The organism is Halobacillus halophilus, from assembly GCF_020171985.1.
GTDB lineage: Bacteria > Bacillota > Bacilli > Bacillales > Halobacillaceae > Halobacillus > Halobacillus halophilus_A.
On record NZ_JAIVAL010000014.1, the window covers coordinates 87,250 to 109,010 of the forward strand.

Consider the following 21,761-nt stretch of genomic DNA (forward strand, 5'->3'; position numbering starts at 1 on the left):
AAAACGGGAACTTAACGAAATGATCATCACGGAAGTTTAATAGAGCCAGAAAAAAAGCAGATTATTGCATTTCCGCAATAATCTGCTTTTTCATTTGGTCAGATACGTAGTTTCGCTTCCCAAAGACCTGATAATCATTATCTCTCACTGTCTGGATGATGGCGCGATACATTTTCGCAGCTCCTCCTACAGGAGTTCTTGAATAAAGTGGATACTCCGGCAAAGTAGCTAATGCATTCCGATAGTAATGCTCAGCATCCTGGGCTAAGTCTTCCCAGAGCCGTATAAATGCTTCATTTACCTTCTTGTTATGGAGATCTGAACGAGTATAACCATAGTCCATCATCATCTGTTCAGGGATGTAAATTCGATTATTGTCCAGATCTTCTCCGATATCCCTCAGGATATTGGTGATCTGCATCGCATACCCAAGTTCAATAGCACCTGTTTTAACTCTGGAGACTTTACCGGGGGCAAGCACAGGCAGAAGCATAAGCCCGACCGTACTTGCGACATGATAGCAATAATGAAGGAGATCGTCTTTTGTATCAATCGTTTTCGGATATAAGTCCATGCGCTGGCCGACAATCATCTCATAAAAAGGAGTCGGATCAAGGGGAAACCGTTTAAAAGCATCCTGAAGAGCAATCCAGCATGGATCTTCCGTTTCGAGCCTGCCCTCCATAAAAAGATCAAACTCTACAGCAAATGCTTCCAGCTCTTCTCTCGGATTTTCCCCTTCATCCACGATGTCATCGGCCCTGCGACAAAAGGCATAAATGGCCCATACTGCCCTCTTCTGATGTTTAGGGAGCATAGCGAACGCTTTCGAGAAGGTCTTTGAATGTTTCTCTATTATGTTTTTGCAATGGTCGTAAGCATGATTCAAGTCCATTATCTCTAAACACCTCGCTTATAATTATGCCTTTCTTCAGAACCATTTTGCAAATGATCCGCTAGCAGCTTAGCCCCCTGCATAACAATGGGAATGCCGCCTCCAGGATGAATGGAAGCTCCAACCGCATATAGATTTGAAAGAGAATACGGTTTTAGCTGGGGACGGAATACTCCGGACTGAAAGAGGGTTGGGGCAATACCGAAGCTTCCTCCTCCATAAAGACCGTCTCTTTTGGCTTCTTCCGGTGTCCTCACCTTTATCCAATTCATATGTTTCCTTAATTCCGGAAAACCTCTTTCTTCCATCTGCTGAAGCACGTGCTCAATTAATTGGTCCTTTTTACTCCAGTCAACATCGTCTCCTGCGGGCACAGGTATTAAGGTATAAAGAACCCCTTTACCAGCAGGCGCTAAAGAATCATCCACGATTGAAGGATGAAACGTATAGAAAGAAGGATCATCGGGCAGCTCTTTAGTTTCAAATACCTGCTTCATGTGTTCGTCGAAGTTTGAAGACATGTAAAATTGATGAATGGTGTGATTCGGATAGATTTTATCCAGTCCCATGTAAAGAAGCAGACAGCCGGAGGAAGGGGTATAATTACGTTTATGCTGCCGTTCTTCAGGCAGTAAACGATCCATTGTAGGAAAATCACCATTCAGAATAAGTTCATCTATTTCGAACTCCTCCCCCGCGGCTGTAATAGACTGTACCTTAGAGTGCGAGGTGTGAAGCTGCTCTACTTCAGAACTGATGTGAATCTCTACCCCTCGTTCCTTGAGACGCTCGACAATTAAATCAACCAGGTGGGCATAGCCGCCTTTCATATACCAGATCCCGTGTTCATGTTCGCTGTACGAAACAAGTGAATACATGGCCGGAGACTGCTCCGGGTGACCACCTATATAAAGCGTCTGCAATGTGTAAGCTTCCACCAGCTGTTCGTCTGAGAAATAGCTTCTCATCATCTTTCTCACATTTTGATATGCTTTCAGCTGAATCAGCGTTTTAATATTCTGACCAGAGAAAAAACGGCGTTTGTTCACGAAGGATTGTTCTAAAAACTGAGATTTACCTCGAAGAAAACGAATTTTCATGTCCTCCAGAAACCGGTCAAATTGCTTCTCGTTCCCTGGGAATTTGGCTTTCAATTCCTGCTTTTGCTGCTCAGGATCCGAATATTTAGTAAATGCACGGCCATCTTTAAATCGGATATCATAAAGAGGATCACATGGAATGAGCGGAATGTCTTTTCGATCAAAACCACCCTCCTCTAATATGCTTAGAAGCATTTCCGGCAGCAGAACAATGGTCGGTCCCTGGTCAATTTTGTAGGGCCCATTTCGCTCATAGGTCAGACGTCCACCAAGGTAATCGTTCTTTTCAAAAATAGTAATCTTTCTTTCCTTTTCTTTGGAAAGGAGCAGGGCGGTTACTAAACCGCCAATTCCGCCCCCTACAATAGCTGTCCGGGTTTGTCTCATGAGGTTTCCGCCTCCTCTCTGATCCACCCTGTGGTTATTCTGGCTGATTCAAGGATGGTTGGAAGTCCGCTTCCTGGATGAGTGCCGCCGCCGACCAGCCAGCAGTGATCCAATTCCTGAAAGCGATTGTGGGGCCGGAAGTACATCATTTGAGAAAGCTGATGTCCTAAGCTGAACGTCGCACCTTTATGAACAAAATGATCGGTTTGCCACTGTTTAGGTGTTAACACTTTTTCTGTAACAATGTGCTCGCGGATGTCACTGAATCCAGTTTTATTTTCGAGCTCATCAAGGATAAGGTTTTTAAATGTTTCCTGCTTTTCATCCCAGTCGATTTCAGAGTAGTTGTTCGGGACAGGGGCTAAGATGTAAACAGCTGAATGCCCCTCAGGTGCTAATGTATCGTCTGTTACGCTTGCATTATGAATATAAATCGACGGTTCGTCGGACAGGACAAGATCTTTCGTCATTTCATCGACGTTTTTCTTATAATCTTCCGCGAAGAGAATCGTATGGTGAGGCATCTGATCATAAAGTTTATCCAATCCGACATAGATCATAAAAGTGGAACACGAATATTTTTTCTTAGACAGATTTTTCTCGGAATACTTTTTCAGCTTGTCCCCCTCCACCATGTGACTCATTGCATTGGCAAAATCAGCGTTTACGATCACCTCATCCGCTTCAAATTCTTCTCCAGATTCAAGTTCAATGCCAACGACTTTTTTACCCTCCGTTTTAAATTTGCGTACGCCGTTACCCAGGTGGATCTGTCCTCCATGTTCCTCGGTTACTTTTGCCATAGACTTAGAAAGCTGGTTGACTCCGCCCTTTGGATGAAAGACGCCGTACTCATGTTCCATATATGAGAGAATCGAAAAGGCTCCCGGGCATTCCCAGGGGGACATGCCTAAATACTTTGCCTGGAATGTAAAAGCAATTTTTAATTTCTCATCTGTAAAGTAATCGGATAATACTTGATAAACCGACTTTCCAAGCGATAGCTTAGGAAGTGCTTTCAAAGCACGAAGGCTTACATAATCGGTCAGCTTGTTATGGCGCGTCTGAAGCAGAGGAAGCAGAGCATCCATTTTCTTTCTCGTATCGTTCATAAAACGGACGTAGCCTTTTTCATTGCCTGGGAAATGCTTGGAGATCACGTTCAGCATTTTCATGCGGTCACGGTACATCGGTACACGCTTCCCATCGAATTGCAGCTCGTACATCGGTGCAAGTTCGATTAGATCCATGTAGTCATGAGCATTTCTGCCGGACATTTCAAATAATTCCTCAACGATATGAGGCATACTCAAAAAGGTCGGACCTATATCGAACGTATAGTCACCTAAAGAAAAATGCCCATTTCTTCCTCCTACGAATGGTTGTTTTTCAAATACATGAACATCGTAACCTTTTGAAGCGAGGATCATAGCTGAAGCTAATCCTCCAGGCCCTGCTCCTATTACTGCCACTTTCTTCATCGCGCCACCTTCTCTCTATATAACGACTAATTTAGAATCATTATACAAAATATCTACGCAGCAAACGAATAATAACCTTTATTCGATGTGCTCAGAAGTCCTTCTTTCGACTTACTAAAAATTCTACCCCTTGCGCATTCCCTTGTTATTGAAGAAAAAACCATAGGAAGCACATCCCTTTTCCTGTGTATGTAAATTATCCTTTTCGCCACTAACCTTAAGACTCCTTCATATTTTTATAAGATTTGCGAATAATAAACAGACAAGGAGGCTGATGGTGATGTACGCTAACCAAAGAATTTCAGGACCCTATTTCCCTTCTCATGTGACTTCTTCTCCTGATCAGAAAAGGTTGATCAATGAGCAGTTGAACCACTGGTGTGAAGAGATTGATTGCAGTGAACAATCCTTGAACGATTCTCAGAAGGAATTCCTTCACCAAAAGAGCAAAATTATTAAATTGGCTCCTTCCACCTTCATGAATTAATCTTCTCTAGGTGAATAACCATACACATATGCCTCCTCCTGCATACGCTGAGTATGTAAACAACAGGAGGTGAGCTTATGTACGGAGGCTATCCTTACGGCGGAAGACGTTGCGGAAGATATGGCGGAGCTGGTTATGGTAACAACTTTGCCTTGATCGTCGTATTGTTCATTCTATTGGTAATCGTGGGTGCAGCATTTTACTGCTAATGTAAATGAAAAATCTTTGCGAGATACAGATACCGGAAAGATAAATCGATTCGATCAAAAAAAGCTCAGCCTGATGGCTGAGCTTTTTCTGATTTAACCAATGATTAACCTCTCTTTTGGATAATGATAATTCCCTTTTGTTCTGTCTTTCTGGAAAGAGAACAAGAAAGTCAATATACCAATTCTCCCGAGGAACATGAGAAGCATTAATACAATTTTTCCAAAAGCAGTCATCCCTGGTGTTATACCTAACGAGAGACCAACCGTTCCAAATGCGGAACATACTTCAAACAGGATTTCATTTAATGTAAAAGGCTCACTTATGGACAAAGCCATTAAAGCGATAAAGCAAAGCAGCATGGCCATCATCATAACCACAACGGCTCTATTTAAATCTTCATTATGAACCTCTCTCCTGAACAGTCGAATTCTGCTTCCGCCACGGGCAAAGGTTAAGATAAAGATGACAACCAGAGCAAAAGTAGTGGTACGTATTCCTCCACCGACACTGCTTGGAGAAGCCCCAATAAACATTAAAGACGACATAAACAGCTGCGTCTGTTCGGTGAACTGGTTAATATCCATAGTTGAAAGCCCGCCACTTCTCGTTGTGACCGACTGAAACAGGGCATAGAAAAATACTTCATGCCAGTCTTTTCCGGCAAAGAAATGATTAAACTCGAGGAGGATAATCATCCCCATCCCGAGCAGTACAAGCATGAAAAAAGTGAAACTCGTCAGTTTTGCAAATAAAGAAAACCGGATTGTTTTTACATCGTTGTTATTAAATAAATACTGTTTGACTTCAATCAGGACAGGAAACCCAATCGCTCCTGCAATAATTAAAATCATATTAATGAATTGAACAAAATAATCATGCCTAAATGGAATGAGTGATTGTCCAGTGATATCAAAACCACCGTTTGTCATAGCACTAATGGTTCCAAAGAAGCCTTGTAAATAAGCTTCGCCAGGATCATAGTACTGAAGGAAATACGTCCCAAGAGTTAAAAAACCGATAAATTCAATGAGAAGTACCACCAGCACGATTTCCTTGACCATTTGGACCATTCCCTGGAAGGAAGTCCGGTTTTGGTCTGTCATAATGAGACGCCGCTCTTTCAAGCCTATTTTTTTCCCAAGCACAAGCCAGATCAACGTGCCGAGTGTCATAACTCCAATTCCGCCAAACTGTAATACTAACGCTAAAATAAATACCCCGGTTGTACTAAACGTCTCCGCCGTCGGGACCGTCGTCAGACCTGTTACACTTACGGCGCTGACGGCTGTAAATAATACGTCTATGAAATCCAGTTTCACGCCCGGTTTATGGGCCACAGGTAAAGCAATTAGTATAGATGAAATGGTGACCGCAATTAGATAATATATGGCAATTAATTGAAATGGCGATAATTCATTCAGCCAGCGCAGGCTCTTTCTTCTCACCCACATACGATATCTCCTTTAACATGCTGTTTCCGACTTAATGATTGAACACCATTCCTATTATAGCAGGGTAATTTAAGATTTTCTTTACCCGATTTAATTTTTTCGCCCGCGCTCTTATGTAAGGAGAACTACAGCAGATTACGAAGAGGCTTCTTCCGCTTTTTTCTTGAAAGCAGCCAGAAGTTCTTCATTCTGATATCCTTCATCCATAAGCTGGCGAAGAGTCTTCTCAATTTGTTCCTGTTGTCGATTCACGATTGACCCCATAAAAATAACATTGATGTGATCCCCAATTACATTCGTATCAATCGGTGTCACTAAAAACGTAGCAGGCTGGTTACTAGGTTTTGTAATTTTCACCTGTACCATAATTTCTTCACTGTTGTTGCACATAGTCTGGAAGAAATCCTGGTAGCTTTGGTCCACATACGCTTCGATGATCCATCGTCCATGATCGTCTTCACGGTTAATAATGAGCCCATCCAGCAGTTTAATCCGTCTTTGTGTAATATCTTCATCTTTCTCTTCTATGATATCCAAAGAAATTAATTTAAAGGTTTTCATGGAAACTCCCCTCCGCAAACACATATTACCTTTATTATAGAGGACGGTTACGATTTGAGCAAAGGCTTAATAATTATACCGGAGAAAGTTTGAAGCAGCCTATGGTTTGATTAAGATCAACTCTCAAGCATGATGGTGCAATAGTGAGATTGGTTAACTAAACTCGCAGATTGGATGAACGGCTCATTTCCGTGTAAGCTAATAGAGACAAGCTTAGAATACAAACTGGGAGGTAATGGTGTGATGAAAGCAGTTCAAGTTACTGGATATGGGGATGTCGATCAATTACAAGTAGTAGATAAAGACATTCCAGAGCCGAAAAGTAACGAAGTTTTAATCAAAGTGAAAGCCTGTGCGATTAATAATACTGAAATCTGGATGAGAGAAGGTGCGTACGGAACAGGAGGCAAATCTGGCTGGCGCCCGGAAGGTGTCCATTTCCCTCGAATACCCGGTTCCGATATAACAGGCACTATTGAAAAAGCAGGCAGCGAAGTAGATCAGCATATGATTGGAAGGGATGTCGTGGTTTTCCCTTTTACTTCAAGCGGAGACGAAGGTAAGGAACATATAGCGGAAGATATGTCGTTCATTGGTTCAGAATACGATGGAGGATATGCAGAGTACGTCGTGTGGCCGGCAGAGCTTTGCTTTGACATGCCCCTATCTGACTACACAGAAAGTACCGTGTTCTCTGTCAGTGGCATGACAGCTTGGCACATGATCGAACAGCTTCAGGTACAGCCTGGTGAAACGATAATGGTGACAGGAGCTAATGGAGGCGTAGGATCATTAAATGTTCAAATCGCTTCTCAAGTATTTGGCGCCAAAGTTATCGCTATTGTAGGGGACCTGGCTTTGGAAGAAAGATTAAAAGAACTTGGAGCAGACCATGTATTGTCTTATCGTTCGGAGCGATTGGCAGAAGAAATCCTGGAGGCAAACGGAGGGCCAATCGATTCTGTAGTGGATGTTGTGGGAGACGCTTTGTTTTCAACTTCTCTGGAAGTATTGAAAAAAGGAGGGAAATTCTGTACTTCCGGATCTGCAGGGGGACAGAAGACAGAACTGGACTTTCGGACGCTCTACTTGAAACATATTACTCTCTATGGATCAGTACTCGGGACAAGAGCAGAGTTCAAGCGTATGCTTCAAGCCATTTCAGAAGGTAAGATTAAACCCGTCATCGATCGGACATTTCCTTTGGAAAAAGCAAGAGAAGCACAAACTTACTTTAAGCAAGCCGGCAAAACCGGAAAGATTGTACTAATTCCATAGTAAGAAACTCCGCTAAATCTACGATGTACAATCTTCAAGTAAAGCTCCCATTACTTGAAGACTCAGTTTCGAGATAACTCGGGTCCGTTGCCAAAAAAGGATGAGGGCGTCTACAGAAACAACTCGCTTTCCTGCGGGGGAACTGGCAAGCCTCCTCAGTCGTTAAAACTCCTTGTGGGGTCTCGCCTAGCTCCTTCTCCCGCGGGAGTCTCGTCGTTTCCTCCGCCGCCCAGCCATTTCATGTGAACGGACCCTGGCAGTAAAAAAAGTGGGAACCCTATCTTAAATGCTTCTATATCGCCAGAGACTACGTTGATCACATAGGTTTCTTCCTCATATAAAGGCATTTACGTAAAGGATTTCGAGCTCTCCATGATCGCAAAGGGGCGGAAGGGAACGGCGAAGCCTGAGGAAGCTCACCACATGCCCGCGGAAAGCGAGTCGTTCCCTGAAGCCCCTTCTCCACCCAATATCTCGAAACTGAGTCTTACACAATCCGGCCCTTTAGCTGAAGATCTATCTTAATTAAAGTCTATAAAAATGTTTTGCATATCCTAGTAAAAAGCCGGATACCCAGCGCGAGGGTATCCGGCTTTTTTTCAGCCGCCGATATACGACATTTCAATTTTCTTCTTCGTTGGTTTACCATTGGCACGGTCAATCGAATATTGGTCATCTCTTCTTGTCCATATTTTTATAAGATTGGAAATAATCGCTTCGTCCGGCTCCCCGCCTCTCAGTAATTCACGAATATCATGTCCTTCTGAAGCAAAGAGACAGGTAAACAGCTTTCCATCTGCTGAAAGACGTACTCGCGTGCAGCTGCTGCAAAAAGCGTCTGTAACCGAAGAAATAACTCCAATTTCTGCTTCGCTTCCTTCATAACGATACCTGGAAGCTACTTCTCCAAAATAATTCGCATCAAGCGGCACTAATGGCAGCTCCTGATTAATTTCTTCAATGATTTCTTTTTTAGAAACAACAGAACCCATATTCCAGCCGTTATGATTTCCTACGTCCATAAATTCTATAAACCGCAGCGTATCACCCGTGTCCTTAAAGTAACGGGCCATCGGAAGAATCTGACTCTCGTTCATACCTTTTTTCACGACCATATTGATCTTTATATCTAGTCCTGCATCCCTGGCAGCTTCTATTCCCTTAAGAACAGGACTGGTTTTAATCCCTCGGCCGTTCGTCTGCTGGAAGACTTCATCTTCAATGGCATCAAGACTTACGTTTACACGATTAAGGCCTGCTTCCTTGAGCTTCTTCGCCTGTTTGACGAGGAATACAGCATTCGTGGTTACGGCAATATCCTTAATTCCATCTATATCGTTTAGTCTAGCCACCAGTTCATGAAGATCCTTCCTCATCAGAGGTTCTCCTCCCGTTAGGCGGATCTTTTCAACTCCAAATTTCGAAAAGATTTGAACAAGCCGGATGATTTCGTCGAAACTTAGAAGCTCGTCCTTTGGCATAAATTTATAATCATCACCGAAAATCTCTGCCGGCATACAGTACGTACACCTGAAATTACATTTATCAATAACAGAGATTCGTAAATCCTTCATTGGTCGTTCATGCTGGTCTAATACATAATCGGTCATACCTTCACTCCTTCTGTGTCTTATCAGAAGCTCTGTTGTCCTGTCTGATCTTCTAGTAAAAGGGCTTCCACGTCGTCCCCTTTTTCATAACCCCGCGTTCCTCCCGGGAGCATAATAAGTACATTTGTATGAGCAAGCGAAGAAACAACGGCTGACTTGTCCATACCGACCGGGTCAACGATCACTTTCCCCTCATGGTACCGGAGGCATCCTCGCACAAATCTGGTAAAAGGATTGGGCTTTTTAAAATCTTTTCCTAATGTAGCCTGGATTCGTTGATGAAAGGGTTCTGACCGCCCTAAATAAGAAAGAATAATGGGATAAGTAAACAACTCAAACCCTACATAGCAGGCGGAAGGGTTTCCTGATAATCCAAACAACAATTTCTCCTGGTAAGAAGCTACCGTCGTCACACTTCCTGGTCTCATCGCTACCTTATTAAATAACACGTCCGCTTCTAATTTCTCATAAATATCAGGCATCAAATCATAATCCCCGACTGATACGCCGCCCGTTGTAATTAATACATCCACCTTATCTAAAGCTTCAGATACAGATTGATAACAAATATCAAAGTCATCTTCCAGCTTCCCAAAATAAAGAGCTTCTCCACCTGCACGCTTTACTTGAGAAACAATCATGTATGCGTTGGAATTACGTATCTTTCCCGGCTCCAGAGGCTCATCAACGTCCAGTAATTCAGTACCGGTGGCGAACACGCCTATAACCGGCTTTTTATATACATTCACATCGCTGTAGCCAAATGTCGCAAGCAGAGCTTTTACACCTGGATTCACTTCCGTTCCAGACTCTACTAACACATCATGTTCCTTTGTTTCTGATCCTTGTTGTATAATATTCTGATTCTTTTCCATTGGTCGCTTTAAAGACATCCAGGACTCGCCATCTTGTTCATAAGTCTGACAAATCTCGAACATAGCTACGCAATCCGCGCCTTCAGGAATTTCTGCGCCCGTCATAATGCGAACCGCTTCCCCTTCCTTTATTGGACGACTGGCACGATGGCCGGCTCCTACCGTTTCCGTTACCCGAAACTGACCGCTTTTTTCCTTGGATAGTCCTTCTGTATCTTCGGACCGTAATGCAAATCCGTCATAAGGAGACTTATTAAAAGGAGGAACCGGGTGTGTAGCGACTATATCTTCTGCTAAGGTGCGGTTATCACAAAACTCCAGAGGAAGAATTTCAGCCTCAGCCTTTTTTTTATAGTTCATCACCGAATCCACTGCATCCGGTACAGGCATAGGTTTTCTATGTAAACTCATGTCAAAAAAGCCTTTCTATATAAAATTTTTCTTTAAAAGTATCTTTTCCTGACCTTAACGGATTTGACAGTTTTTTTCAAAGGTTTAGCTTCTTAAATCCTGTAATACTCTAAAAATAACAATCCCCCAGTCAAAATGACTGGGGGGTTGCACCTTATAATGAGGTGTATTTTAATTTAGTTTTATTAATTTTATCTCCAATTGCTTTTGACCTTTGGAATGACCGTTCTCTAGCTTCCTGGTCCAGCTTTTGGATATAAATTGTAAAAATAAGCACGTTGATCCGCATGTTTACCCCTCCAATACTACGTAACTAAGCGGTATCCTTCTCGTCGTTTAACCAATCCATAAATTCCATCCTTAGTGTGCTGCTCATAATTTTTCACTCCTTTTTAATTTACATGTAATGGATAAATGATGATTTCCTATCAAGCCATTGCTCTTCTGCAGACGGATGGTATCCGGGTAACGGCGCATATTTCTCTTCCTGGCGTCTACTTACTTGAATCTTAAAAATAAACAAATGAATCGTCATAATTTCCACCTCCTCAACTTGTGTATATTTATATCAAAAGAGTAAAATTACCCTTTGATAGCATAACAAAAAACCACAGGTCCCCTGTGGCTTCGTTTTTAGCAAACGATATAATGCTTTCATTAAAAAAGCCACAGGAATACAATATGCGTAACCTGCGGCAGTTATGAATAAATTGATGAAAAAGTTTATTCGCTAATCCCTATTTGCGCAGGTCGATGTTCGATTTTCTGGTTTACTGTCATTTTTAGGTTCGTCATTTATGTCGACCTCGCTTTCAGAAAATTTTGCTTTCATTGGAATTATATAGAAGGCTGATTTAAAAGTAAAGCTTAATTAGGAAAAAAGTTATACTTTTTAACCAGAAAGCTCTCCCTGATCTTCTAAAGCTGCTTCCACTTTCAAATCAAGCTGATTTAATAACTGGATGGCTTCACTTTTGTCCATTTGCTTATAATGATGCAGGCCGGATGGCTGCTCATCCTTTTCATCGGCTTTCCTTACGACTTCTTGGAGATCTGTCCGCTGGGCTGCGAGGGAAAAAGGCAGATAGCTGTCCGTGTGAAGAAGTACAGCAAGCGATACCTCTTTAGCAACCAATCGGTCTTCCCCAAGGCGAATTAATAATTTATGAGCCCGTTCCGCTCCCTTAATAGCATGAATATCATGTTTACGATATTCTTCGTAGTCCCACTTTCCGTCACGGTACCACTCATAATGCCCCATATCGTGAAGTAATGCTGATTTTGTCGCAAGGTCCGGATCTACATTGGATTCAATCGCCATATCATATGCATAACCTGCTACGGTGACCGCGTGATGGATACCTGATCGCTGTAAGTATTTCTGTGTGATACGGTGTTTAAAAACATCGACTAATGTTACGCGTTTGATACGATCACCTCCAATTTTTTAAGATAATACCATGTTCCATCCTGCTCTACAAGCCTTTTCCAATCCATATGACAACACAGGTTTATGAATAAAGACATTAAGGTAAAGTGAGGCAGGAGGGATTACTATGAATTTTCATGATGAAATTGTTTTGATCACGGGTGCAAGTAACGGGATCGGCCGAGGCCTGGCTTTATCCTATGCTGAGCAGGGCGCCACGGTGATTGCCTGTGATAAAGATGAAGAACATGGCCGGCAGCTTGTGGGAGAAATTAGAGAGAATGGCGGCAACGGTTTCTTTTTTTACTGTGACGTACGTGACCCAAAAAATATAAATGAGTTGTTTGAGGAAATAAATCAACACGTCGGCACGATCTCCATTTTGATTAACAATGCCGGGGTAAGTTCATTCCAGCCGCTTTTTGAACTGGATGTTGATCAGTGGGATGATGTGATTCAGACTAACCTGCGAAGTATTTTCCTATTTTCCAAGCAGGCTGGAAAGCTGTGGAAGAACGAAGGTGTACAGGGTAGAATCGTTAATATGGCTTCAACGCGAGCTTTTATGTCCGAGCCGGACTCAGAGGCATATGCAGCTAGTAAAGGTGGTATTATAGCACTCACCCATGCATTAGCATCCTCTCTATCTGATTATAACATTCGTGTAAATTCCATTAGTCCGGGCTGGATTCAGACAGAGAACTACGAACAGCTCCGTGAGGTTGATCATGAGCAGCACTTATCTAATCGAGTTGGAAAAGTCGAAGATGTAGCTAAAGCCTGCTTCTATTTGACTGATCGCTCTAATGATTTTGTTACAGGAGAAAATTTAACAGTGGACGGCGGTATGACAAGGAAAATGATTTACAAACATTAACAAAAATACGGGGAGTCAGGTTTAGGACCCTTGACCCCCGGGTAGTGTTAAAGCAAGCAGAGAACATGGAGGTGACAAGGATGGAAGAATTATCATCATATCAATTGCACCTGTACCAGCCCTTACAAACCAACCAGGTTATGAAATTCTACAAATTAGTTTCTAAAAGTAATCAGAACGTGTATTTGCATCAAAACCATTTGATCGCAGACAGCGGGCACTTACCTAAGCTTATGTCTTTTTTTCTATTAATGGATATCAATGAGCCTCTTGTTATGATTATTGACGGTGAAGAAGTGGAACAAACTTTTCAGGAGATTGAGAGTTCCTGGCAGGATAACATCGCTGAGGCCAACTGCCGAAGAAGGTACACAGATTCTATCATAAACAGTAACTCATCTATATTCGTATAACCTTTATAGAGATAAATACTTACCGCACAAGGAATACGTACCTTAAACGGCTAAAAGAACTCACTTCTAAAAGAAATGAGTTCTTTTTTATGTCTTCTGGTAAGTGCCCTCCCTTCCCAAAAATCATTTTCTATTTCACATACCTGATTTCTTCCCTGCGTAAAATTCGATATAATGAAAGTGTACCTACTTATCCTAAGGAGTGAGTTTTCTATGTATGATGTAGCTATTATCGGGGCAGGACCAGCCGGAGCCAGTGCTGCTTTATTTGCAGCGAAGTCAGGTGTAAAGACAGTCATGTTCGACAGCGGTAAAAGTATAACAGCGAAAGCATGGGTGGAAAATCACTACGGAGTAAAAGAAATCGAAGGTCCTTCTCTTCTTCAGACAGGTCAAGAACAAGCTATTAAATTCGGTACGGAACTTGTGAAAGATGAAGTTCAGAGAATTCAAGAAAATGGAGCTATGTACACCATCGAAACGAACGAAGGTTCTTATGATGCTGAGCACATCATTTTTGCTACGGGAATGTCCGTAAAGCTCGCTGAAGCCTTTGGTTTGGAAACCCGGGACGGCCTTGAACCAAGAGTAGCTAAAATCATTGAAGTGGATAAAAAAGGTCATACGTCTTACCCGAAAGTGTGGGCCGCTGGAACCGTTGCCGGATTAAGTGTTCATACTATTATTACCGCTGGTGATGGCGCAAGAGTTGCGGTAAATGTCATCAGTGCCCTCAAAGGAAAACGCTACGTTGATCACGACGTTTTGAAATCATGATTCGGTAACTTACTGGTAATTAGAGTGGTTTAGATTTCCCGCCTCCGTCAGGGCAGCCACAATAAAAATTCCACTGAAAAAATATTTAGTCTTAGTTCGTTTTTAGATTAAGGAATGTAAAAAAGCTATCCCTTGTTATGAACGGGATAGCTTTTTACGTTATTTAGTCCGGCGCTCCTGCACGTCAAGAGAGACTTCCAATTCATTAAACACGATAAATTCATCTCCTTTGATTGATGATATTTAAAGTGTAGTCGAATTCCGTCTTTTCTATAACGGTCCACCGGGTGATTTTCTTTCAGCCTTCAGTCGTAATCCACTTCAGACTCCTTAATCGAACCAGCCTTTACGTTTGAACCACGTGAACATTCCTATGGAAACACCAATCATAATGATCCAGACGACCAAATAGCCATATTGAGTATTGAGCTCAGGCATATGTTGAAAATTCATACCATAGACCCCAACAATAAACGTCAGCGGCATAAAGATGACGGATATAACCGTCAGAATCTGCATCGTTCGATTGGTTTGATGAGAGTTTAAAGACAAATAACTATCCCTGATATCCTGTGTCATTTCACGGTTTGAAGCTATAATATCTGCGACTTTAATTAAGTGGTCGTGGATATCAGCGAAATACTCCCTGCGGTCGTGCACACCTTCTAAATGATGAGTATTCAAAACACGATATAATAAATCCCTCATCGGGTGCACCGTCTGTCTCAAGGTGAGCAGTTCACTTCTACGATCAAACAGTTCATCCAGCAGGTTTTCCATAGATAGATTCTTCGTATTGGATTCAATTTCGTTAATATGATCTTCAATTTCATAAACGATTGGAAAATAGTTATCCACTACCTTATCAAGGATCTGATAAAGTATAAAATACTCATCTACTTTGCTCATATCTTTGCTGCGTTTGAGCAGCCTCTCCGCTATGTCAAGCGAAGTAGCGGGTTCCTTGTGAAACGTAACTATGGAACACTCTCCTAGAAAAATATCAATTTCTTCTCTTTCTAGTTCTTCTCGATTGACAGAATGAAGCACAAAAAATGTGTGGTCATCATAGTAATCTAATTTAGGCCTTTGCAAATCATGAAGACAATCTTCAATAGCTAAAGGGTGAAAATGAAAATAACTATCCAGCAGTTTGACTTCTTCTTCTGTAGGAGATTCAAAATCTACCCAATACCAGTTCCAGTCGAGCGAGGATAGCTGCTCAAGCGTTAAATCCTTATGAAGTCCATCCTTATTCGAATAGGCCGTGACATGAATCATATACTCACCTCTTACTTATGTAGCTTCTTCTACTCATACCCTGCAAGTAAAAAGAGAAAACACTCAACCTGATTCTTCCATTGTGATAGGATAAGACTGAAGAACAATTAAGGAGCTTGTATATTATGAATAAATCGAAATTTAACACCCATTTATCGGGAAAAAAAGTCACCCTGCGATCCATTCAAGATGAAGACATCCCGCTGCTTTGGGAGAAAATTTATGCTAATGAGCAAGAGTGGAAAAAGTGGGACGCCCCCTACTACCCTCTTGAACCGCATACGCTTGAAAGCTACCGCAGTCACGAGAACGCTCGTAAAGAACGCTTAGGTACTGATGAGCCGGATTCGCGCCTGTTGATTGAGGTTGATGGTCAAATCATCGGAACCGTGACGTACTATTGGGAGCACAAACCATCTTTATGGCTTGAGGTAGGCATTGGTATTTATGATCCTGACTACTGGAATGGAGGTTTCGGAACTGAAGCTTTAACGTTATGGATTGACCACCTTTTTCAATCGCTGCCAATAGTACGTGCCGGATTAACGACCTGGTCTAAAAATGAACGGATGATGAAAGTGGGGGAGAAATTAGGTCTGGTATTAGAAGGACGGATGAGGAAATGCCGAATTTACGAAGGCAAATTTTACGACTCCATCCGCATGGGAGTGCTTAGAGAAGAATGGAATGAGATGCATCGTGACTAAATTAAAGTTTTATAAAGTTACATCGATTGCGCTGTTATTCCTATCCATCATCTTAGCCTATATGTGGTACGATTCCTCAAAACCTCAGCCTGTCGAGTCCTTCGCTATTCAGGCTTCTTCTTCAGCGGTCAAAGAACTGCCCCGTAATCTTGAAGATGTGAAGCAGACTTTTAATCAGTATCTTAGACAAAATTCAGAGGATGAGAAAAATTACGAACTAGGTTTTTTACTATCTAATCAATTGCAGGATTTACACGACCACACCCGGCTATTTAACACAGCGCAGAGAAGCAGCCTTCTAAGCGGTCAATGGTTCGGAGATTACAATGAATCCCTTCGAACTTTCGACTCTATCATTACGGAGAACTCAGTCGGCCAGACTGGAGAAAAGAACACAAATGAAAACCAGATGGATAAAGAACTGAGTCAGCTTATAAATAACATTACGAAGATCACTTCATCTGATGATTTTTCAATTGGGGATAAAGCATCCTTACATTCAATTACCCAAGAAATCCAGAATTTTAACAAAACATTCCAGTAATCCGTCTCCCCCTATTCATTCTTTCACTCTGTAAAATTACCATGTTGATTACTATAGAAAAGCTCCCGTTTGTTGAAGACTCAGTTTCGAGATAAACGGGTCCGTTACTTTATGTGGAAAAGGGCTGGTGGGGAAATAACTCGCTTTCCTATGGGGGAACGGTGAGCTTCCTCGCTCGTTTCACTCCCTGTGGGATCTCACCTAGTCCCTTCTCCCATGGGAGTCTCGCCATTTCCCCACCAACCCAACGATAGGAAGAAAAACGGACCTTTTGAAAAAGAGGAATTGTTCATAACTCATTTGCAGTAAACGCCTTTATATCAACGTTTTCCACTGTAATGAAGCAGAAAGCAGGAATTAGTTCCCTGATATCATGATAACGAAGCAGGTAAGATTCAGAGTGATTTCGAGTTTCTGATCTGGCAAGGTCCGGAGGGGGAAGATGAAGACTCCTGTGGGATGAACATGATCGGTAAGATCCCGGAAGGCGAAGCCTGAGGAAGCTTACCACATGCCCACGGAAAGCGGAATCGTCCCCCGCAGGACCTTCACTCTAACCTAATATCTCGAAATCGAGTCTTACAGTAATCGGCCCTATAGCTTAACAGGGCTTAAAAATTAAATCAGCTGCAGACTTCAACAGAAAGTAAAAAAGACCGCCGAGTTTAACTCGACGGCCCGGAAACGATCCTTTTTACGAAAGGGTCGTTTTCTTAGTATTACGCGAAATATTGGTTCAGCGGCGGTACGATTTGTTTCTTACGGGAAACAACACCTTCCAGTACAGCCTGGTTGCCATCTAATGAAACATTAAACGCCTGAGCGACAGCTTCTTTGTTCCCAACAGCCACAACGGTGGAATTGTTCGTAAGAATGTCCGTTACAACTAATAAGAATAATTCCGATCCTTTATCTGATACAGCTTTTTCCATAGCTTGTTCAAGTTCTGCTTTACGGCTGAGCACATCATCTGTATCCACTGTATTTACCTGAGCAATTTCAACGTTTTTATCTCCCATGGTGAATTCTTTGGCATCGAGAGAAATAACTTCTTCAGCAGAAAGACCGCTGATATCTGCGCCGGCTTTCAGCATTTCAAGTCCATACTCTTCTGCATTCACTCCTGCAATAGCAGCCAGCTCTTCAGCTGCCTGGCGATCCTCATCCGTACAAGTCGGAGATTTAAACAATAAGGAATCAGAGATAATGGCAGATAGCATCAGTCCAGCCATCGGTTTAGAGACTTCTTTATTATTTTCTTTATAAAGTTTGTTTAGAATGGTAGCCGTGCAACCTACAGGCTCAGCACGATAGTAAAGAGGTCCTTCCGTTTCGAAGTTCGCAATACGGTGATGATCGATGACCTCGAGAATTTTCACTTCTTCCAGATCTTCTACACTTTGCTGGCGCTCGTTATGATCAACAAGGATGACTTGATCCACTTCGTCAGATACTTTCTCAACTAGTCTTGGTGCTTTCACATCAAAATAGTCAAGAGCGTATTGGGTTTCTCCGCCAATCTCTCCTAAACGTACGGGCTCTGTATCAAAGCCAAGTGAATTTTTTAGAGCGGCATATGCTATCGCTGAACTAATCGTATCCGTGTCAGGATTTTTATGGCCAAAAATTAATGTTTTATTCATTGTCATCTTCCTTTCTCCTTGTGCGTAGTTATGTACGTCTTTTACAGTGACGATTATAAGACAAAAATAGACGCGCGTCCATCTTATCGCTGTAATAAACGATGAATCAACCACTACTTTTACGGAAAATGAAGAGACTTTCTCCATTCACTTCTTTTTTTGAATGCTCCTGACTAAAGCATATCCTGCCATAATCTGGATCACGGTTCCGGCTGAAGGATTTGTTAAGATAAGAGCAGGCGTTATGGAGTGGAAAGGAAAAAAGTAGGGTACAGATAGAATATAAAGCGCTGGCACTACTAATAATGCGATCAATAATGGGTTTACTTTAAATCTGCCATCTTCCTTCCATTCTCTTATCAAATAGCCTGAACCCATTATAAAACCAAGAGGAATATATGCGATCTGGCCAAATAATAGATAAGAATAAAAACTTTCCATCTCATTCGCTTTCACTTGTAAAATTTGGAATAGATAAGAAACTATCCAAAGGTAAATAAATACAAATAATGCCTGTCCGAGAATTACTCCATATGCTCGCTTCAAGATTCATCACCCCTACTAGTAAGCATACGATGAGGATATTCAAATATTTCTAAAAATTTTTCAGATCCGTAAACCCTGCGGCATGCATGATTTGAGAAGGTTTAAAGTAATGGAGTATGGGGTAAAAGTAAAAAAGATGTTTGAGAACTAATAACACTTTGTGTTAGAATTCCTTACATACACAAATTAAGTGAGGTTCTACTTCAATTGTATTGAAGCGAAACTCCTCATAATAAATTAAAGAGAGGGTAATGTATGACTTACACGAAAGAAACGATTAAGCAGGAAGTACAAGCACACAAAGTAGAATTCATCGTACTAGAATTTACAGATATGCTTGGGGAAACTAAAAACGTAGAACTCCCTATCGATGAACTAGATATGGTATTAAATGAGGAGGCTATGTTTGACAGTTCTTCCATTTCAGGTTTCTCTGACATCCAAGAAAGTGATATGTACCTTGTGCCAGACTTAGATACGTTCTTGGTTCTGCCTTCCCTGGTAGACGAAGATCAGAGTGCTCGTTTTATTTGCGACATCTATAAGCCTGACGGTACACCTTTCGAAGGAGACCCTCGTTACATTTTGAAACGCGCTATGCAAAAAGCAGAAGACATGGGCTATACCGTTAACGTAGGTCCTGAACCAGAGTTCTTCTTATTTAAATTAAATGAAGATGGATATCCAGTTAGAAAGTTCAATGACCGCGCTGGTTATTTCGACTCTTCTCCTAAAGATAAAGGAGATAAAGTACGTCGTGACATCGTACGTACGCTGAAAAAGTATGGTTTTGAAATGGAAGCTTCTCACCACGAAGTTGCCATGGGTCAGCACGAAATCAACTTCCGTTTTGACAACATGCTGAAAACGGCAGACAACATCCAAACGTTCAAAAACGTTGTAAAAGATATTGCAACAAACCACGACTATCACGCAACATTTATGCCTAAGCCGATCACAGGTGAGAATGGTTCCGGTATGCACTGCCACCTTTCTCTGTTCCAGGATGGCGATAGCGCGTTCTTTGATGAAAAAGCTGAAGATGGCGTTTCTAAGACAATGAAACAATTCATTGCCGGAATTCTGCATCATGCAAGCGGAATTGCCGCCATCACCAATCCTAACGTTAACTCGTACAAACGTCTAGTGCCTGGGTATGAGGCTCCGGTCAGTGTAGCTTGGTCTCACTCCAACCGAAGCTGTATGATGCGCGTACCGACTACACGTGGAAAAGGAACACGTTTCGAAGTACGTAATCCAGACCCTACAGCAAACCCTTACTTGACGCTGGCTGTTCTTATTCAAGCTGGACTTGAAGGTATCCGCAATGAACTGGATGCAGGAGAAGCAGAAAGCCGTAACTTGTATGAGGTTGACGACGGCAGTGTACCAACACTTCCGACAAACTTAAAAGAAGCCATTGAAGCTCTTAAGAAAGATGAAGTTCTTCTGGATGCTCTTGGTGAGCACACCGCGCAGGCTTATATTGAGGATAAAGAAGAAGAATGGACTAGCTACTCCCTGCAAGTAAGCCAGTGGGAAGTCGACAAATATATGAACAAATAGAAAGTAAAATGCCCCCCATCTTATAGATGGGGGGCTAATTTTTATGAAGAATAAAATTTTCCTTTATTAGGACCGTGCAGCATCCGATTCGTTCGATGAGTGCCATATTGATCTTTTAACTCTAGACGATGCAATTCACGATTCAATTTATTAAAACTGTTGAGCCTCTCAGTCTCAAGCTCTCCCTCAGCAATAGCCTGCTGAACCGCACATCCAGGTTCTTGTTCATGCTGACAATCCCTGAATTTACATTGTTTGCTCCATTCTTCGATATCAGAAAAGGTCCCCGCTGTTGTTTCCTGATCACCCCAAAGCTGTAACTCCCGCATCCCGGGAGTATCAATAATAAAGGCCCCTTCCGGCAGCTCAAACAATTCCCTGTGCGTGGTTGTATGACGCCCTCGTTCATCGCTTTCACGAACATTTTTTGTTGCCTGAACTTCTTTATGAAGGAGTCGATTAATTAAGGTCGACTTACCTACTCCAGAAGAACCTATTAAGGATATGGTCTCTCCTTCACTGATTTCTTTTTGCAGCGAATCCATTCCTTCTCCCGTCAAGCTGTCCACTGCATAAACTGGAATCCCGGGAGCAGCACGCTCCACCTGCCACAGCTTTTCAGAGACCGTATCGCACAAATCACGTTTCGTGCAAACCACTACTGGTCGGGCGCCGCTCTCATATACCTGTTGTACGTACCGTTCAAGTCTTCGGACGTTAAACTCTTTTGTCAGAGCAGTAACGATAAATACAGCATCTATATTAGCAGCGATAACCTGTTCTTCGTTCCCTGTACCTGCTTTCTTTCGGGAAAGAAGGGTTCTTCTCTGCAGGATGCGTTGAATGAAAGCCTTAGAATCATTGTCATAAGGCTGAAAGATGACCCAGTCTCCTACCGCAGGATAGTCTCTATTCTCCGTTACTTGATTATAAAAACGTCCGGATAATGTACCTGTGTAGACTTTGGCGTCTGTTGCAATGCTGTATATCCCATGAGTGGATCGAACCACACGTCCCGCTTGCTCCTGTTCGTTCAACTGCTTTCTAAAATGCTCATAAAAGTCTTTTCTTTCGTTCCGGTTCATTAAATTCCTCCTGAGCGCGGAGGACGTCAGAAGTTGATAGATCCTCCACTGTGTAATGTGTTGGATACATAATTAAAATTCTTCATGGTATTTGCCATAAAACATCAACTCCTAACATGTAATTACTTTATAGTATAGCAGAAAAAG

Annotated in this window: 23 protein-coding genes; 9 read left to right on the forward strand and 14 right to left on the reverse strand. The window is 42.1% G+C overall.

Annotation, left to right across the window (positions count from 1 at the left end; translation table 11 throughout):
* Nucleotides 1-61: 61 nt before the first annotated feature.
* The 3 genes from LCM11_RS18095 to LCM11_RS18105 are packed head-to-tail and all read right to left on the reverse strand — an operon-like array spanning nt 62 to nt 3,863.
* A complete protein-coding gene (locus LCM11_RS18095) occupies nt 62-898 on the reverse strand; it encodes a phytoene/squalene synthase family protein (RefSeq protein WP_224895722.1) in 837 nt (278 codons plus the stop codon).
* 2 nt (nt 899-900) lie between these two features.
* Nucleotides 901-2,382, reverse strand: a complete 1,482-nt coding sequence (locus LCM11_RS18100; RefSeq protein ID WP_224895674.1) for a phytoene desaturase family protein — start codon at nt 2,380-2,382, stop codon at nt 901-903.
* Entirely contained in the window at nt 2,379-3,863 is a 1,485-nt protein-coding gene (locus tag LCM11_RS18105) for a phytoene desaturase family protein (RefSeq protein WP_224895675.1), read from the reverse strand. The genes LCM11_RS18100 and LCM11_RS18105 overlap by 4 nt, the downstream gene beginning before the upstream one ends.
* Nucleotides 3,864-4,143: 280 nt before the next feature.
* On the opposite strand from LCM11_RS18105, the gene LCM11_RS18110 reads away from it, so the two are divergent.
* Entirely contained in the window at nt 4,144-4,350 is a 207-nt protein-coding gene (locus tag LCM11_RS18110; RefSeq protein WP_224895676.1) for a hypothetical protein, read from the forward strand.
* A 77-nt stretch (nt 4,351-4,427) separates the two neighbouring features.
* Nucleotides 4,428-4,559 carry a YjcZ family sporulation protein gene (locus LCM11_RS18115; protein WP_087946066.1) on the forward strand — a complete coding sequence of 44 codons (132 nt, stop codon included), beginning with the start codon at nt 4,428-4,430 and terminating at the stop codon, nt 4,557-4,559.
* A gap of 93 nt (nt 4,560-4,652) precedes the next feature.
* Here LCM11_RS18115 and LCM11_RS18120 read toward each other — a convergent pair whose 3' ends face one another.
* Nucleotides 4,653-6,011: a TrkH family potassium uptake protein gene (locus LCM11_RS18120; RefSeq protein ID WP_224895677.1), complete on the reverse strand. Its 1,359-nt coding sequence runs from the start codon at nt 6,009-6,011 to the stop codon at nt 4,653-4,655.
* A gap of 135 nt (nt 6,012-6,146) precedes the next feature.
* On the reverse strand, nt 6,147-6,572 hold the full coding sequence (locus LCM11_RS18125) for a YwpF-like family protein (RefSeq protein WP_224895678.1): 426 nt from the start codon (nt 6,570-6,572) through the stop codon (nt 6,147-6,149).
* Between the two features lie 243 nt (nt 6,573-6,815).
* Between LCM11_RS18125 and LCM11_RS18130 the strand changes: the two genes are divergently transcribed.
* Nucleotides 6,816-7,850, forward strand: a complete 1,035-nt coding sequence (locus LCM11_RS18130) for a zinc-binding dehydrogenase (protein ID WP_224895723.1) — start codon at nt 6,816-6,818, stop codon at nt 7,848-7,850.
* Between the two features lie 599 nt (nt 7,851-8,449).
* Here LCM11_RS18130 and moaA read toward each other — a convergent pair.
* The 5 genes from moaA to LCM11_RS18150 all read right to left on the reverse strand — a co-directional run bounded on the left by moaA (nt 8,450) and on the right by LCM11_RS18150 (nt 12,175).
* Complete coding sequence (gene moaA, locus LCM11_RS18135; protein WP_224895679.1) at nt 8,450-9,460, reverse strand: GTP 3',8-cyclase MoaA; 1,011 nt, start codon at nt 9,458-9,460, stop codon at nt 8,450-8,452.
* Nucleotides 9,461-9,483: 23 nt separating this feature from the next.
* Nucleotides 9,484-10,746 carry a gephyrin-like molybdotransferase Glp gene (gene glp, locus LCM11_RS18140; RefSeq protein WP_224895680.1) on the reverse strand — a complete coding sequence of 421 codons (1,263 nt, stop codon included), beginning with the start codon at nt 10,744-10,746 and terminating at the stop codon, nt 9,484-9,486.
* A 154-nt stretch (nt 10,747-10,900) separates the two neighbouring features.
* Entirely contained in the window at nt 10,901-11,035 is a 135-nt protein-coding gene (locus tag LCM11_RS20435; protein WP_263622710.1) for a hypothetical protein, read from the reverse strand.
* 108 nt (nt 11,036-11,143) lie between these two features.
* A complete protein-coding gene (locus LCM11_RS18145) occupies nt 11,144-11,281 on the reverse strand; it encodes a hypothetical protein (protein ID WP_175477904.1) in 138 nt (45 codons plus the stop codon).
* Between the two features lie 357 nt (nt 11,282-11,638).
* Nucleotides 11,639-12,175, reverse strand: coding sequence for an HD domain-containing protein (locus tag LCM11_RS18150; RefSeq protein WP_224895724.1), 537 nt, complete (start codon nt 12,173-12,175; stop codon nt 11,639-11,641).
* 127 nt (nt 12,176-12,302) lie between these two features.
* On the opposite strand from LCM11_RS18150, the gene LCM11_RS18155 reads away from it, so the two are divergent.
* From LCM11_RS18155 to LCM11_RS18165, 3 genes are all read left to right on the forward strand, one after another.
* Entirely contained in the window at nt 12,303-13,052 is a 750-nt protein-coding gene (locus LCM11_RS18155; protein ID WP_224895681.1) for an SDR family NAD(P)-dependent oxidoreductase, read from the forward strand.
* Nucleotides 13,053-13,132: 80 nt separating this feature from the next.
* Nucleotides 13,133-13,465, forward strand: coding sequence for a hypothetical protein (locus LCM11_RS18160; RefSeq protein ID WP_224895682.1), 333 nt, complete (start codon nt 13,133-13,135; stop codon nt 13,463-13,465).
* 213 nt (nt 13,466-13,678) lie between these two features.
* Nucleotides 13,679-14,242 carry an FAD-dependent oxidoreductase gene (locus tag LCM11_RS18165; RefSeq protein ID WP_224895683.1) on the forward strand — a complete coding sequence of 188 codons (564 nt, stop codon included), beginning with the start codon at nt 13,679-13,681 and terminating at the stop codon, nt 14,240-14,242.
* 330 nt (nt 14,243-14,572) lie between these two features.
* Here the strand turns inward: LCM11_RS18165 and corA are convergent, their stop codons facing one another.
* On the reverse strand, nt 14,573-15,523 hold the full coding sequence (corA, locus tag LCM11_RS18170; protein ID WP_224895684.1) for a magnesium/cobalt transporter CorA: 951 nt from the start codon (nt 15,521-15,523) through the stop codon (nt 14,573-14,575).
* 125 nt (nt 15,524-15,648) lie between these two features.
* Between corA and LCM11_RS18175 the strand changes: the two genes are divergently transcribed.
* Together LCM11_RS18175 and LCM11_RS18180 are read left to right on the forward strand one after the other, a co-directional pair.
* Nucleotides 15,649-16,230, forward strand: a complete 582-nt coding sequence (locus tag LCM11_RS18175) for a GNAT family N-acetyltransferase (RefSeq protein WP_224895685.1) — start codon at nt 15,649-15,651, stop codon at nt 16,228-16,230.
* Nucleotides 16,223-16,774, forward strand: coding sequence for a hypothetical protein (locus LCM11_RS18180; RefSeq protein WP_224895686.1), 552 nt, complete (start codon nt 16,223-16,225; stop codon nt 16,772-16,774). The genes LCM11_RS18175 and LCM11_RS18180 overlap by 8 nt, the downstream gene beginning before the upstream one ends.
* Nucleotides 16,775-17,493: 719 nt before the next feature.
* On the opposite strand, the gene LCM11_RS18185 is transcribed toward LCM11_RS18180, so the two are convergent.
* Together LCM11_RS18185 and LCM11_RS18190 are read right to left on the reverse strand one after the other, a co-directional pair.
* The gene (locus tag LCM11_RS18185) at nt 17,494-18,417 is read right to left on the reverse strand and encodes a manganese-dependent inorganic pyrophosphatase (protein ID WP_224895725.1); all 924 of its coding nucleotides are present in this window, start codon (nt 18,415-18,417) and stop codon (nt 17,494-17,496) included.
* A 147-nt stretch (nt 18,418-18,564) separates the two neighbouring features.
* Nucleotides 18,565-18,963: a hypothetical protein gene (locus tag LCM11_RS18190; protein WP_224895687.1), complete on the reverse strand. Its 399-nt coding sequence runs from the start codon at nt 18,961-18,963 to the stop codon at nt 18,565-18,567.
* A gap of 255 nt (nt 18,964-19,218) precedes the next feature.
* Here LCM11_RS18190 and glnA point away from each other — a divergent pair, with 255 nt between their 5' ends.
* A complete protein-coding gene (gene glnA, locus LCM11_RS18195; RefSeq protein ID WP_224895688.1) occupies nt 19,219-20,529 on the forward strand; it encodes a type I glutamate--ammonia ligase in 1,311 nt (436 codons plus the stop codon).
* A gap of 41 nt (nt 20,530-20,570) precedes the next feature.
* Here glnA and rsgA read toward each other — a convergent pair whose 3' ends face one another.
* Nucleotides 20,571-21,614, reverse strand: a complete 1,044-nt coding sequence (rsgA, locus tag LCM11_RS18200) for a ribosome small subunit-dependent GTPase A (protein WP_224895689.1) — start codon at nt 21,612-21,614, stop codon at nt 20,571-20,573.
* Nucleotides 21,615-21,761 lie beyond the last annotated feature (147 nt).

What these genes read in the sequence shown, in the direction of transcription:
- LCM11_RS18100 (WP_224895674.1), bottom strand. Translation starts at nt 2,382, where the DNA reads ATGAGACAAACCCGGACAGCTATTGTAGGGGGCGGAATTGGCGGTTTA.
- LCM11_RS18105 (WP_224895675.1), bottom strand. Translation starts at nt 3,863, where the DNA reads ATGAAGAAAGTGGCAGTAATAGGAGCAGGGCCTGGAGGATTAGCTTCA.
- LCM11_RS18110 (WP_224895676.1), top strand. Translation starts at nt 4,144, where the DNA reads ATGTACGCTAACCAAAGAATTTCAGGACCCTATTTCCCTTCTCATGTG.
- LCM11_RS18115 (WP_087946066.1), top strand. Translation starts at nt 4,428, where the DNA reads ATGTACGGAGGCTATCCTTACGGCGGAAGACGTTGCGGAAGATATGGC.
- LCM11_RS18120 (WP_224895677.1), bottom strand. Translation starts at nt 6,011, where the DNA reads ATGTGGGTGAGAAGAAAGAGCCTGCGCTGGCTGAATGAATTATCGCCA.
- LCM11_RS18125 (WP_224895678.1), bottom strand. Translation starts at nt 6,572, where the DNA reads ATGAAAACCTTTAAATTAATTTCTTTGGATATCATAGAAGAGAAAGAT.
- LCM11_RS18130 (WP_224895723.1), top strand. Translation starts at nt 6,816, where the DNA reads ATGAAAGCAGTTCAAGTTACTGGATATGGGGATGTCGATCAATTACAA.
- moaA (WP_224895679.1), bottom strand. Translation starts at nt 9,460, where the DNA reads ATGACCGATTATGTATTAGACCAGCATGAACGACCAATGAAGGATTTA.
- glp (WP_224895680.1), bottom strand. Translation starts at nt 10,746, where the DNA reads ATGAGTTTACATAGAAAACCTATGCCTGTACCGGATGCAGTGGATTCG.
- LCM11_RS20435 (WP_263622710.1), bottom strand. Translation starts at nt 11,035, where the DNA reads ATGCGGATCAACGTGCTTATTTTTACAATTTATATCCAAAAGCTGGAC.
- LCM11_RS18145 (WP_175477904.1), bottom strand. Translation starts at nt 11,281, where the DNA reads ATGACGATTCATTTGTTTATTTTTAAGATTCAAGTAAGTAGACGCCAG.
- LCM11_RS18155 (WP_224895681.1), top strand. Translation starts at nt 12,303, where the DNA reads ATGAATTTTCATGATGAAATTGTTTTGATCACGGGTGCAAGTAACGGG.
- LCM11_RS18160 (WP_224895682.1), top strand. Translation starts at nt 13,133, where the DNA reads ATGGAAGAATTATCATCATATCAATTGCACCTGTACCAGCCCTTACAA.
- LCM11_RS18165 (WP_224895683.1), top strand. Translation starts at nt 13,679, where the DNA reads ATGTATGATGTAGCTATTATCGGGGCAGGACCAGCCGGAGCCAGTGCT.
- corA (WP_224895684.1), bottom strand. Translation starts at nt 15,523, where the DNA reads ATGATTCATGTCACGGCCTATTCGAATAAGGATGGACTTCATAAGGAT.
- LCM11_RS18175 (WP_224895685.1), top strand. Translation starts at nt 15,649, where the DNA reads ATGAATAAATCGAAATTTAACACCCATTTATCGGGAAAAAAAGTCACC.
- LCM11_RS18185 (WP_224895725.1), bottom strand. Translation starts at nt 18,417, where the DNA reads ATGAATAAAACATTAATTTTTGGCCATAAAAATCCTGACACGGATACG.
- glnA (WP_224895688.1), top strand. Translation starts at nt 19,219, where the DNA reads ATGACTTACACGAAAGAAACGATTAAGCAGGAAGTACAAGCACACAAA.
- rsgA (WP_224895689.1), bottom strand. Translation starts at nt 21,614, where the DNA reads ATGAACCGGAACGAAAGAAAAGACTTTTATGAGCATTTTAGAAAGCAG.